Origin of the sequence: Acinetobacter nosocomialis (assembly GCF_041021905.1) — a bacterium.
Lineage (GTDB): Bacteria > Pseudomonadota > Gammaproteobacteria > Pseudomonadales > Moraxellaceae > Acinetobacter > Acinetobacter nosocomialis.
The window spans coordinates 173407-186460 of the sequence record NZ_CP157432.1; the positions used below are offsets into that span (position 1 = coordinate 173407).

Here is a 13054-nt window from a genome sequence, read left to right on the forward strand (position 1 = left end):
CTTAAGCTTCCGGTTCTGGGTGGATGTGAGGTCTACTATTGTGAGGGCAGGGGTGTGCCGCATCACCATGCGCACAGTGGTCATGATGGTGTTGATAAAAGACTCGCTGGGTGCCAAATATTGCCTGATATTCAGGATGCTGCTGAATATTTTCGGGTAATCCACTACAACATATATGTTTGTTTAAACAAACAACTCTATGCGTGCCTTGCATAACCCATTGTAGGTCATGGGAAACAATTAAGATGGCGCATCCATAACGCTCCGGCAGACTACGTACATATTCATAAAGCTCAGCTTCAGATTGAATATCTAGACCTTGCATCGGTTCATCAAGAACGAGAATATCTGGTTTTCTAAGTAAAGCGCGTGCCAATAGTACGCGTTGACGTTCGCCACCGGAAAGTTGTTGAACTTTTGATTGTTGTAACTTTGCAATACCGGTGTCTTGAATAATTTCCTGACGAAGGGCAGGGCTACACTTTTCAAGATTTAATAAATCTTGAACACGTAAAGGAAGGCTATGAGAGGGATTAAACTTTTGAGGGACATAAGCCATTTTTAGTTTTTTATCGCTTATGACACGTCCGCTACTTGGCTTTAAAATACCAAGTAGAACTTTAATTAAAGTCGACTTACCCGCACCATTTGGACCAATTAAGGTCACAATTTCATTTTGATGCAGATCAAAATCGACTTTTTTTAATATATCCCGATCATCACGGCGAACAGAAACCTGTTCAAGTTGTATTAATACAGGATTTAGCGAGCTGTGCGGCACTGCTGGCATTTCCCCGAAATTTCAATAATGCTGTGTTGTGCTGTGAAATCATCTAAAGCTGCAAGTTGGTCGAGTTGTTGAGTTAGACCTTGTGAAGATGCTTCTTTAACAGTGTGACATTCGGTGCAAATTAGGAATGCAGCTTGATGTCCTTCACGTGGATGACAGCATGGAATATAAGCATTAATAGATGTTAAGCGATGAATTAGACCCTTTTCTAATAAGAAGTCTAAAGTTCTATAAACAGTAGGCGGAGCGGCAGGGCGATCTGTCTGACTTTTAATACGTGCTAATAAGTCATACGCACCCATTGGACCTGAAGCATTTAAAATGAGCTCAAGAACTTCTTTACGTAAAGGCGTAAGACGTGCGCCAACTGCAGAACATAAAGTTTCTGCTTCAGCTAAACGACTTGCGACATTATGGTGATCATGTACACCATGCAAAGAATCATGATGTTCATGCGTGCAAGAACTCATAGACATAACCTCAAATTTTTAATGGAATATTAGCATGAAGCGATGCTTCATTCGATTAATCTTAGGTATTTTTGTAACTTTGTTATATTATAACATGCTTCGAGCTATTACTAATTGATGGTCTGTCATGTTCCGCGTTTTTGTTTTCAGTATGTTCTCTCTTTTGAGTACGCTAGGTTGGAGTCAGGGTTTGGTTGTCTCTACACACCCAATCTATTTGATTGCAAAAGAAATTACCAAAGGTGTTGAAGAACCTCAATTATTACTTCAGGGCCAAAGTGGACATGACGTACAACTCACCCCGGCACATCGTAAAGCAATCAATGATGCCTCTTTGGTGATTTGGTTAGGAAAGGCTCATGAAGCTCCGCTAAACAAACTGCTGAGTAACAATAAGAAAGCAATTTCTTTATTAGACAGTGGTATTCTTTCTATTTTGCCGCAGCGTAATACGCGTGGTGCTGCTTTACCAAATACTGTGGATACGCATGTGTGGTTGGAGCCAAACAATGCAGTACGGATTGGCTTTTTTATTGCAGCTTTGCGTTCACAGCAGCATCCTGAAAACAAAGCAAAGTATTGGAATAATGCCAATATATTTGCCCGGAATATGTTACAGGCAGCTCAAGCTTACGATAGCTCAAGTAATGGGAAACCATATTGGTCTTATCATGATGCTTATCAGTATTTGGAACGCTCGCTTAATTTAAAGTTTGCAGGTGCTTTAACGGATGACCCGCATGTTGCACCTACAGCAGCTCAAATTAAATATCTTAATGATAATCGACCAAAACCTCAGATGTGTTTACTTGCAGAAAGTTTCACAACAAAAGGTCAATATCAGAAACTGGGCAGTATTACCTTCCAACCCGTTGATGAAAGTATGAATAATGAGGACGATTTTGTAACAGCATGGAAGAAACTGGCGATAAAAACCGATAAATGTGTATTAAATACGCAAAAGTAAGATAAAAAGTAAACAAAGGCTGACTGTAGCGTCAGCACCACCTGTCACGAAAAACCCCGACTAAAGTCGGGAAAAGATTGCATGTTCAGGGGTGTAACTCTATAATGCCTGCGATTAAAAGCGATCATCAGCTAAACTTGTCAAGCATTTATGCTGTGAGTGGATAAATAATGAGCCAAACTAGTCGCTTGATTGACCGACGATTAGCAAAAGCTTTGGTCTTCTTACAAGCATGCATGATCCCTGTTTCCGCACTTGTGGCGTGGAGCATAAAAGACATGACAGCAGCATTAAGTGCGGCACTTGGTGCATTGGTCTGCTGGCTTGCTACCAGTTATTTTGCGTGGCAATCCTTCAGGACGGCAGGTGCGAGAGCATCTAAACAAGTGCTGTCTAACATGTATAGGGGCATGTTAGGCAAATTTGCAATTATGATCGTTGGATTTATTTTGATTTTGAGCAATGTTAAACCTTTATCACCGTTAGCATTGCTGTTTGGTTTTATCCTCGTTCAAGCGATGTCGTGGGTTGCTCCTTTTTGGGTTTCACGTCTACAAAAACGAGTATAGAAACAAGAAGAATTGAAGATTTTTTGGAGGGTGGCGAGATATCGACAGTACGCCGATGTTCGTTTCCCTTCTTTTTAGTAATTGACATTGACCAGGTGTGATTTATGGCTGCTGAAGAACATGCCCTCACTTCGACAGAGTATATCAAGCATCACTTGACCAATATGACCTATGGCAAAATGCCAGACGGTACATGGAAATTGGCTGAGACTGCTGAAGAAGCTCATTCGATGGGGTTCACTGCAATTCACTTGGATTCAATGGGTTGGTCAATTGGCCTTGGTGTGATTTTCTGTTTGTTGTTTTGGATGGTTGCGAAAACTGCGAAAGCTGGCGTTCCAACAAAATTCCAATCTGCAATTGAAATGATCATTGAGTTTGTTGACTCAAGTGTCCGTGATACTTTTCATGGCAAATCACGTTTAATTGCTCCACTTGCACTCACTATTTTCGTGTGGATTTTCCTCATGAACTTAATGGACTTGATTCCAGTTGACTGGATTCCTCAAGTTGCTGCATTTGTTGGTGCTCACGTATTTGGCATGGACCCTCACCACGTTTACTTCAAGATCGTTCCATCTACAGATCCAAACATTACCCTTGGTATGTCTTTATCTGTATTTGTACTTATCTTGTTCTACAGCATCCGCGAGAAGGGTGTTGGTGGTTTCGTAGGCGAGTTGGCACTTAACCCATTTAACCCAAGTAATCCAGTTGCAAAAGCGTTGCTTATTCCAGTGAACTTGATTTTGGAATTGGTAACATTCCTTGCTCGTCCTATTTCATTGGCTCTCCGACTGTTCGGTAACATGTATGCCGGTGAGTTAATCTTTATCCTGATCGCATTATTGCCGTTCTGGATTCAATGGGCGTTATCTGTGCCTTGGGCGATCTTCCACATTCTTGTAATCACGTTGCAGGCATTCATCTTTATGATGCTTACCATCGTTTACTTGAGCATGGCAAGCGAAAAACATTAATGGTATTGCCTAACTATCAAATGATGGTTGGGCTGAATTTTTTTAATTTAATTTGGTAATAACCTAACCTCTGAGGAATTTTTCATGGAACTCACTTTAGGTCTAGTTGCAATTGCATCTGCTATCTTGATCGCTTTCGGTGCTTTGGGTACTGCGATTGGTTTTGGTCTTTTGGGTGGTCGCTTTTTAGAAGCTGTAGCTCGTCAACCAGAATTAGCTCCACAACTTCAAACTCGTATGTTCTTAATCGCGGGTCTTCTTGATGCTGTGCCTATGATCGGTGTTGGTATTGGCTTGTTCTTCATCTTCGCTAATCCATTTGTAGGTTAATCAGCTTAATTCCGAAATCCACTATTTGAGGAATTGCAATGAATATCAACCTCACATTGATTGGTCAAGCGATTGCGTTTGCGTTTTTTGTCGCATTCTGCATGAAGTTTGTTTGGCCACCACTAATCAATGCGATTAGTGAGCGTCAGCGTAAAATCGCTGATGGCTTAAATGCAGCAGAAAAAGCGAAAGCTGACCTTGCCGATGCACAAGCGCAAGTGAAGCAAGAGCTTGATGCAGCTAAAGCACAAGCGGCTCAATTGATCGAACAAGCGAACCGTCGTGCAGCGCAATTGATCGAAGAAGCTCGTACTCAAGCTGCGGCTGAAGGTGAGCGTATTCGTCAACAAGCTAAAGAAGTTGTTGATCAAGAGATCAATTCTGCTCGCGAAGAATTACGTCAACAAGTAGCTGCCTTGGCAGTGACTGGTGCAGAAAAGATCCTGAACCAACAAGTTGATGCAGAAGCTCATAACGCCATGCTGTCTCAGCTGGCTGCTAAACTTTAAGCGAGGCGAATTATGGCTGAACTCTTGACGTTGGCACGTCCGTATGCCAAAGCAGCATTTGCTTATGCTTCTGAGCAAGGTGCAACAGACAATTGGTCGAATGCGTTACAAGTGCTCAGTGCTGCGGTGCAAGACGAAGCATTTTCCGCTTATTTAAATCGCCCTGAACTTACTCCTGCGGAGCAAGTGAAGCTTTTTGCTAAAGTTTTAGGTGAAGATCAATCTCAAGCAGTGTCTAACTTTTTGACACTTCTTGCAGATAACGATCGATTAGTGTTGTTACCTGAAATTGCAGCAGAATATGAACAGCTTAAATCACAGAATAACAATACGGTTGATGTCGTGATTGAATCGGCGTTTCCGTTAACTTCTGTTCAGGAACAATTGCTTGCACATGCGTTAGAAAAACGCTTCAAGGCAGCAGTTAATGTTTCTGTCGAAGTTAATCCTGCTTTGATTGCAGGTGTGGTTATTCGTGCAGGCGATCAAGTGATAGATGATTCTGCGCTTAACAAGCTTGAAAAAATGCGTACTCGTCTTCTTGCATAATGCAAATGATGAAGACTGAACTAATAAAAGATTGAGGAATAGCGCAATGCAACAACTGAATCCATCCGAGATCAGTGCGCTCATTAAACAGCGTATCGGAGATCTGGACACCAGCGCGACCGCTAAAAACGAAGGTACCATTGTTATGGTATCCGACGGTATCGTGCGTATTCACGGTCTTGCTGATGCAATGTACGGTGAAATGATCGAATTCGACGGCGGCTTATTTGGTATGGCACTGAACCTAGAACAGGATTCAGTGGGTGCCGTTGTTTTAGGTAACTACCTAAGCCTTCAAGAAGGCCAAAAAGCTCGTTGTACAGGTCGTGTTTTAGAAGTTCCAGTTGGTCCTGAACTTCTTGGCCGTGTAGTAGATGCTTTGGGTAACCCAATTGATGGTAAAGGCCCAATTGATGCAAAATTAACTGATGCTGTTGAAAAAGTAGCACCAGGCGTAATTTGGCGTCAATCTGTAGACGAGCCTGTTCAAACTGGTTATAAATCAGTTGATACCATGATTCCTGTGGGTCGTGGTCAGCGTGAGTTGATTATTGGTGACCGTCAAACTGGTAAAACAGCAATGGCGATCGATGCGATTATCGCTCAGAAAAACTCTGGCATTAAGTGTGTATACGTTGCGATTGGTCAAAAACAATCAACAATTGCAAACGTTGTACGTAAGCTAGAAGAAACTGGCGCTATGGCGTATACAACTGTTGTCGCTGCTGCGGCTGCTGATCCTGCTGCAATGCAGTACTTAGCTCCGTACTCTGGCTGTACAATGGGTGAATACTTCCGTGACCGCGGTGAAGACGCTCTTATCATTTATGATGATTTGTCTAAGCAAGCTGTTGCTTACCGTCAAATTTCATTGCTTTTACGTCGTCCACCAGGTCGTGAAGCGTATCCAGGTGACGTATTCTATCTTCACTCACGTCTTCTTGAACGTGCTTCTCGTGTATCTGCTGAATACGTTGAGAAATTCACTAATGGCGCAGTAACTGGTCAAACTGGTTCTTTAACTGCATTGCCAATTATTGAAACTCAAGCAGGTGACGTATCTGCATTCGTACCAACGAACGTAATTTCGATTACTGACGGTCAGATCTTCTTAGAAACATCATTATTCAACGCAGGTATCCGTCCTGCTGTGAACGCGGGTATCTCTGTATCTCGTGTTGGTGGTTCTGCTCAAACTAAGATCATCAAAAAATTGTCTGGTGGTATCCGTACTGCTTTAGCACAATACCGTGAATTGGCTGCGTTTGCTCAGTTTGCTTCTGACCTTGACGAAGCAACTCGTAAGCAACTTGAACATGGTCAACGCGTAACTGAGTTAATGAAGCAAAAACAATATGCTCCTTACTCAATTGCTGACCAAGCTGTTTCTGTTTATGCATCTAACGAAGGCTATATGGCTGACGTAGAAGTTAAGAAAATCGTAGACTTTGATGCTGCGTTAATTGCTTACTTCCGTTCTGAATATGCTCCGTTGATGAAACAAATCGATGAAACTGGTGATTACAACAAAGACATCGAAGCAGCAATCAAAGCAGGTATTGAAAGCTTTAAAGCGACTCAAACTTACTAAGTTCAGTTTTAGTTAAGTTTGGTTCACGGATCAACCTTCGGAAGCTCGAAAGGGCTTTCGAATACTAGGTTAAGCGTATGGCAAATTTAAAAGAAATTCGCGCCAAAGTAGCTAGTATCAAGAGCACGCAAAAGATTACTCGCGCGATGCAAATGGTAGCTGCTTCTAAAATGCGTCGTGCGCAAGAGCGCATGGCTCAAGGCCGTCCGTATGCCGATAATATGCGCCGTGTAATTGCTCACTTGGTACAAGCAAACCCTGAATATAAACACCGTTATATGGTTGACCGCCCAGTTAAGCGTGTTGGCTATATCGTAGTGTCTTCAGATCGTGGTTTGGCAGGTGGCTTGAACATTAACTTGTTCAAGAAAGTTGTGCAGCATGTCAAAGCACAACAACAGCAGTCAATTGAAGTTGAATTTGCTTTAATTGGTCAAAAAGCGGTTTCGTTTTTTAAGAATTACGGCGGTAAAGTGCTTGGTGCAACTACCCAACTTGGCGATGCGCCGAGTTTGGAACAGTTAACTGGCTCAGTGCAAGTTATGCTTGATGCATTTGATAAGGGCGAATTAGATCGTATCTATCTCGTATCAAATGGCTTCGTTAATGCAATGACTCAGCAGCCTAAAGTAGAACAACTTGTTCCTTTAGCACCAGCAGAAGAAGGCGATGACCTCAACCGTACTTATGGTTGGGATTATATCTACGAACCAGAAGCAGAAGAATTGTTAAATGGTTTGTTGGTTCGCTATATCGAGTCTATGGTTTATCAAGGTGTGATTGAAAACGTTGCATGTGAGCAGTCAGCTCGTATGGTCGCGATGAAAGCAGCGACAGACAACGCAGGACAATTGATTAAAGACCTACAACTCATTTACAACAAGCTGCGTCAAGCCGCGATTACTCAGGAAATTTCCGAGATCGTTGGCGGTGCCGCTGCCGTTTAACATTATTAAGTTTGAATTGAGGAGACAGCAATGAGTAGCGGTCGTATCATTCAGATCATCGGCGCGGTTATCGACGTCGAGTTTGAGCGCACAAGCGTTCCTAAGATCTATGACGCTCTCCAAGTTGACGGTACTGAAACTACTTTAGAAGTTCAGCAACAACTTGGTGATGGTGTTGTTCGTACCATCGCAATGGGTTCTACAGAAGGTCTTAAACGTGGTCTTACTGTAACTAGCACAAACGCACCGATCTCTGTTCCAGTTGGTACAGCCACTCTTGGCCGTATCATGGACGTTTTAGGTCGTCCTATCGATGAAGCAGGTCCTGTTGCGACTGAAGAACGTTTGCCGATTCACCGTCAAGCGCCTTCTTATGCTGAACAAGCAGCTTCTACTGATCTTTTAGAAACTGGTATTAAAGTAATTGACTTACTTTGCCCGTTCGCAAAAGGTGGTAAAGTTGGTTTATTCGGTGGTGCGGGTGTTGGTAAAACCGTTAACATGATGGAATTGATCAACAACATCGCAAAAGCACACTCAGGTTTATCTGTGTTTGCTGGTGTTGGTGAGCGTACTCGTGAAGGTAACGACTTCTATCACGAAATGAAAGATTCTAACGTTCTTGACAAAGTAGCAATGGTCTACGGTCAGATGAACGAGCCACCAGGTAACCGTTTACGCGTAGCGTTAACTGGTTTGACTATGGCTGAATACTTCCGTGATCAAAAAGACGAAAATGGTAAAGGTCGTGACGTATTATTATTCGTCGACAACATCTACCGTTATACACTTGCGGGTACTGAAGTATCAGCATTGTTAGGTCGTATGCCATCTGCGGTAGGTTACCAACCTACACTTGCAGAAGAAATGGGTGTTCTTCAAGAGCGTATTACGTCTACTAAATCTGGTTCGATCACTTCGATCCAGGCAGTATACGTACCTGCCGATGACTTAACAGACCCATCGCCTGCGACTACATTTGCTCACTTAGATGCAACAGTAGTATTGAGCCGTGACATCGCATCTTCTGGTATTTACCCAGCGATCGATCCACTTGACTCAACTTCACGTCAGTTAGACCCATTAGTTGTTGGTCAAGAGCACTATGAAATTGCGCGCGCAGTACAAAACGTATTGCAACGCTATAAAGAGCTTAAAGACATCATCGCAATCTTGGGTATGGATGAATTGGCAGAAGAAGATAAATTGGTTGTTTACCGTGCGCGTAAAATCCAACGTTTCTTCTCTCAACCATTCCACGTAGCTGAAGTATTTACTGGTGCTCCTGGTAAATTAGTACCACTTAAAGAAACGATTCGTGGCTTTAAAGGTCTATTAGCTGGTGAATACGATCACATCCCAGAACAAGCGTTCTATATGGTTGGTGGTATTGACGAAGTGATTGCTAAAGCTGAGAAACTCTAATTTAAGGAGATCATCTCATGGCGACTATGCAATGTGATGTCGTAAGTGTTAAAGAGTCTATTTACTCTGGCGCAGTGACGATGTTAATCGCGAAAGGTGCAGGTGGTGAACTTGGTATTTTGCCAGGTCACGCTCCACTTGTAACTTTGCTTCAACCGGGCCCGATTCGTGTTCTGTTGGAAAATGGTACAGAAGAAATCGTCTATGTATCTGGCGGTGTTTTAGAAGTTCAACCTCATGTTGTAACGGTTCTTGCAGATACTGCAATCCGTGCTGACAATTTGGATGAAGCTGCAATTTTAGAAGCACGTAAAAATGCTGAACAATTGCTTGCAAACCAAAAGAGTGATTTGGACTCAGCTGCTGCTTTGGCATCTCTTTCAGAGATCTCAGGCCAGCTTGAAACAATCCGTAAAATCAAAAACCGCGCTCAATAAGACGCGGTTCGAGATTGAAAAAGCCACCTTACGGTGGCTTTTTTTATTGTTAGAAAGAAAATTAAGAATCAGTTTTTGAATCAGACTTTTCATCTCCTGCCATAATCAGTGCAGCAAGTTTGACCATATCCATTTGGATGGTATTGAGTTGCTTCTCAATTTGGTCGAAATCAATTTGTTCTAATTTCCCATTTAATAAAGGCATACTTAAAGCTTGTTGGTTTGCTTGTAGTAGGTTTTGACGAATATTTTCAACTTCCTGACTTCTTATATCTAAAGTCAATAGTGCTTGATTTAAGCCTTTTAACTGCTGTTTTAAAGTGGTCACAGTTGTTTTTAGTTCTTGTTGATCTTTATCTTGGATGGCTTGTTCAACATCAAGTTGAGTGTCTTTAAGCTTTTCAATATAGTCGCCTGCCTTTAACTGTAAGTTAGCTGCATCACGAACGATATAAAAAACATTACCGCTTTTTAACTCAGCTTTATTTTTAGTAGGTGCGATTTCTTGTTGAGAATCATCTGCTTGTTCTGATACTTCGTCATTGGTTTGAGCAGATTCTTGTTCCTTAGCATGGTCTTGTGCCTGATCGCATCCAAGTAACAACATACCGGAAGCAAAAATCACAAATGGAAAAAATGCGCCTTGTAAAACTTTTTTCATAACTACAAACAATACCAAGTAAAGCAAGTGCGTACTATATGCATAAAATATGTAGAAATAAGGTATTGTTGCAAATGAACAACATTTTGACCAGACAATAAAAAAAGAGTGCCGTAGCACTCTTTTTTCTTAAATTGCGCTAAAAATTATTTAGCGAGTTCAGCTTCAACTGCTTTTACAATTTGTTCATCGTCTGCTGTTAAGTTTGGCGCAAAACGAGCAACAACTTCACCATTTTTATTGATGAGGAATTTCTCAAAGTTCCATAATACTTCTGGAGCAGGGTTTGTTGGAATGCCTAAACCTTCTAAACGCTCACGGAAAGGACCATCACCAATGCGTTCTGGTTGAGCTGTTGTCAGTGCCTGATAAAGAGGATGTTTATCTGCACCTGCTACAGAAATTTTAGAGAAAAGCGGGAAATGAACATCGTAGTTTAATGAACAGAATTGTTGGATTTCTTCATCTGAACCAGGCTCTTGTTCTTTGAAGTTATTTGCAGGGAAACCTAAGATTTCAAGACCTTGATCTTTTTTCGCTTGATAAAGCTTTTCTAAACCTTCGTATTGTGGAGTTAAACCACATTTAGATGCTGTGTTTACGATTAATAAAACCTTACCTTTATATTGGTCAAGGTCAACCGTTTCGCCTGAAATAGCTTTTACTGGAATATGGTATACAGATTGAGTCATGTGTCTTTCCTGAAGATTGTAATTAATATCAAGTAACGCATTTGTTTTAACTGCTATTCTTGAGGAGTGCAATAATATTCGTGTTCAAAAAATAAAAAGAGAAGAAAAAACTGTCTGCGATCTAATTGTTTCTGATTTGAACAGGTGTTTGACCTGTATATCTTTTAAAAAATTCAATAAAACTGGAACTGTGTTGGTAACCTAAATCGTATGCTAAACGTTTAATGGGTATACCTTGTCGAATTTGATGGATGGCATAAACAATTTTAGCTCTATTACGCCATTCCGATAAAGAAAGTTGTAATTCTTGTTGGCTTAAGCGCAATAAATGGCGATCACTGACAGAAAAATTCTGCAGTAATTGTTGTAAAGATTGATTAAAAAACAAGGGGTCTGAAAGCTTTTCCAAAATTGGCAATAAAACAGGATGTCGTGTTTGTGGCAAATAATGAGAATATGCGGTGGCTTGCTGTAATTGATCGAATAAAACTTGCAGAAGGTGTACTAAATATTCAGGTTTTCCATTTTGTTTTTGCTGTTCCAGAATTTGTAAAACTAGAGTTCGAAAGAAAGGCTGAATGCTAAAGCACTTACAGACATTACCTAAAATAGAACATAAACGAGGGTGGAGGCGGATACAAATATAGTGAATTTCATGATCGATATGAGTAGATTGATGAACAGTTTGAGGTGGAATCCAAAGTCCATAGCTTGGAGGTGACAAATAGATTTGTTCTTCTACCTGCATTTCCAAAATACCATTCAAACTGAAATTAAAATCTCCCCAAAGTGAAGCATGAGGACGAACAATATCTTCTTTTTCATATAGAAATTCATGAACTTCTATATCATTCAATAAAGAAAATTGTTGGTCCTCATTTTTCATCTACTTACTCTGAATAATATTTTAGTTTTCACAAGTCGCTTTAGGATTATTTAAGCCTTTGGCAAAGGTAAATGTACTAATTAATGCTAAAGCAACGAAGCTTAATACACCATAAATTAAAGTATTTTCATTGAAATGATCAACTACATAACCACCTAATAATGAACCTGTAGCAATCATGACTTGAAACATGCCAACAAAAAGAGGCATACCTTTTTCTACGGCATGGGGTGCATGTACAAACATCCAAATATTGGCAGAGGTAGGAAAGGCGCCAAATGCGAAGCCCCATAGTGCAGTAAGAACGATGGCACCAAATTCATGAATAGCAAAGATAGGGAAGCCAAAAAATACGATTGCAAAACATGTCCCAACAAATGCGAGTGTGTAACGAACATTTAAGTTGCCACTATATCCTGCAAATGCATTTCCAAAGATACCAGCAATTCCGTAAAGCAATAATAATGAACTAATAGTGGTGCCATTGAACCCTGCAATATTCTTAAAAAAAGGCGCTAAATAACTGTAGGCACAGAAATGAGCAAGACCAATTAATAAAACAATAAGCATGCCGCTACGTGCTTTGGGCGTACGTAATAGAGCAGGTAAATCACGAATATGAATGGCTGATTCTGGTAAAAGTTTTGGTAAGAAAATAAGCTGAAGGACGAGTACAACAAGGCCGATCGCAGCGGTAATACCAAATGCACTACGCCATCCATAAAACTCGCTTAGCCAAGTTCCAATCGGAACCCCTAATACAGTCGCAAAGGTTACACCAGCCATGACTACGGCAGTTGCTTTAGCAATAGGCAAATGTGCAGGTGCCAGCTTGCCGCTTAACGCAATAGCTGTGGCCCAAAAGCCACCGATTGAGATACCTAAAATTAAGCGGCTCAGTAATAAAACATGAAAGTTTTCAGCAAAAGCAGTAATGGTATTGGCTATCACCATAATTGCAGTCAGTAAAATAAGCACGTAACGACGGTCAAGTTGTTTTACTGAAACAGGTAATAGAGGGGCTGCAATGGCTGCCATAATGCCAGGTACAGTAATAATAAGACCAGCGGTACCGACAGAAATATGTAAGTCAGCTGCAACGCTATTTAAAACACCAACCGGTAAAAATTCACTTGTTACTAATGCAAATGCTGCAATGGCAACCGCCAAAATAGCAAACCAACTCCCTTGTGTGGAAGTCATGGGTCGCGGTTTAGAGGTAGTAGATTGGTCCATAATAAATCCTTACTT

At 41.1% G+C, this 13054-nt stretch carries 16 protein-coding genes; 10 read left to right on the forward strand and 6 right to left on the reverse strand.

Annotated elements, in window-relative coordinates; translation table 11 throughout:
- Position 1 precedes the first annotated feature (1 nt).
- Positions 2-790, reverse strand: coding sequence for a zinc ABC transporter ATP-binding protein ZnuC (znuC, locus tag ABLC00_RS00810; RefSeq protein WP_006581278.1), 789 nt, complete (start codon positions 788-790; stop codon positions 2-4).
- On the reverse strand, positions 763-1260 hold the full coding sequence (locus ABLC00_RS00815; RefSeq protein ID WP_002054239.1) for a transcriptional repressor: 498 nt from the start codon (positions 1258-1260) through the stop codon (positions 763-765). The genes znuC and ABLC00_RS00815 overlap by 28 nt, the downstream gene beginning before the upstream one ends.
- Positions 1261-1387: 127 nt before the next feature.
- Between ABLC00_RS00815 and ABLC00_RS00820 the strand changes: the two genes are divergently transcribed.
- The 10 genes from ABLC00_RS00820 to ABLC00_RS00865 all read left to right on the forward strand — a co-directional run bounded on the left by ABLC00_RS00820 (position 1388) and on the right by ABLC00_RS00865 (position 9564).
- Complete coding sequence (locus ABLC00_RS00820; RefSeq protein ID WP_004711044.1) at positions 1388-2227, forward strand: metal ABC transporter solute-binding protein, Zn/Mn family; 840 nt, start codon at positions 1388-1390, stop codon at positions 2225-2227.
- A gap of 170 nt (positions 2228-2397) precedes the next feature.
- Positions 2398-2796: an ATP synthase subunit I gene (locus ABLC00_RS00825; protein WP_000084237.1), complete on the forward strand. Its 399-nt coding sequence runs from the start codon at positions 2398-2400 to the stop codon at positions 2794-2796.
- Between the two features lie 104 nt (positions 2797-2900).
- On the forward strand, positions 2901-3776 hold the full coding sequence (gene atpB / locus ABLC00_RS00830) for a F0F1 ATP synthase subunit A (RefSeq protein WP_002054274.1): 876 nt from the start codon (positions 2901-2903) through the stop codon (positions 3774-3776).
- 84 nt (positions 3777-3860) lie between these two features.
- Positions 3861-4106, forward strand: coding sequence for a F0F1 ATP synthase subunit C (gene atpE / locus ABLC00_RS00835; protein WP_000424060.1), 246 nt, complete (start codon positions 3861-3863; stop codon positions 4104-4106).
- Positions 4107-4144: 38 nt separating this feature from the next.
- Positions 4145-4615 (forward strand): F0F1 ATP synthase subunit B, encoded by a 471-nt coding sequence (locus ABLC00_RS00840; RefSeq protein ID WP_002054137.1) that lies wholly within the window; start codon positions 4145-4147, stop codon positions 4613-4615.
- Between the two features lie 12 nt (positions 4616-4627).
- Positions 4628-5164: a F0F1 ATP synthase subunit delta gene (locus tag ABLC00_RS00845; RefSeq protein WP_004705938.1), complete on the forward strand. Its 537-nt coding sequence runs from the start codon at positions 4628-4630 to the stop codon at positions 5162-5164.
- A gap of 46 nt (positions 5165-5210) precedes the next feature.
- Positions 5211-6755 carry a F0F1 ATP synthase subunit alpha gene (gene atpA, locus ABLC00_RS00850; protein WP_002054271.1) on the forward strand — a complete coding sequence of 515 codons (1545 nt, stop codon included), beginning with the start codon at positions 5211-5213 and terminating at the stop codon, positions 6753-6755.
- Between the two features lie 77 nt (positions 6756-6832).
- Entirely contained in the window at positions 6833-7702 is an 870-nt protein-coding gene (gene atpG / locus ABLC00_RS00855) for a F0F1 ATP synthase subunit gamma (RefSeq protein ID WP_002114131.1), read from the forward strand.
- Between the two features lie 30 nt (positions 7703-7732).
- Positions 7733-9127 carry a F0F1 ATP synthase subunit beta gene (atpD, locus tag ABLC00_RS00860; protein ID WP_002054158.1) on the forward strand — a complete coding sequence of 465 codons (1395 nt, stop codon included), beginning with the start codon at positions 7733-7735 and terminating at the stop codon, positions 9125-9127.
- 17 nt (positions 9128-9144) lie between these two features.
- The gene (locus tag ABLC00_RS00865; RefSeq protein ID WP_002054176.1) at positions 9145-9564 is read left to right on the forward strand and encodes a F0F1 ATP synthase subunit epsilon; all 420 of its coding nucleotides are present in this window, start codon (positions 9145-9147) and stop codon (positions 9562-9564) included.
- Between the two features lie 61 nt (positions 9565-9625).
- Here ABLC00_RS00865 and ABLC00_RS00870 read toward each other — a convergent pair whose 3' ends face one another.
- The 4 genes from ABLC00_RS00870 to ABLC00_RS00885 form a co-directional block, all read right to left on the reverse strand.
- Positions 9626-10225, reverse strand: coding sequence for a hypothetical protein (locus ABLC00_RS00870; protein WP_002054214.1), 600 nt, complete (start codon positions 10223-10225; stop codon positions 9626-9628).
- A 146-nt stretch (positions 10226-10371) separates the two neighbouring features.
- Positions 10372-10917, reverse strand: a complete 546-nt coding sequence (locus ABLC00_RS00875) for a glutathione peroxidase (RefSeq protein WP_002054204.1) — start codon at positions 10915-10917, stop codon at positions 10372-10374.
- Between the two features lie 121 nt (positions 10918-11038).
- Positions 11039-11803: a helix-turn-helix transcriptional regulator gene (locus ABLC00_RS00880; protein WP_006581282.1), complete on the reverse strand. Its 765-nt coding sequence runs from the start codon at positions 11801-11803 to the stop codon at positions 11039-11041.
- Between the two features lie 21 nt (positions 11804-11824).
- Complete coding sequence (locus ABLC00_RS00885) at positions 11825-13039, reverse strand: MFS transporter (RefSeq protein ID WP_004883889.1); 1215 nt, start codon at positions 13037-13039, stop codon at positions 11825-11827.
- Between the last annotated feature and the right edge of the window lie 15 nt (positions 13040-13054).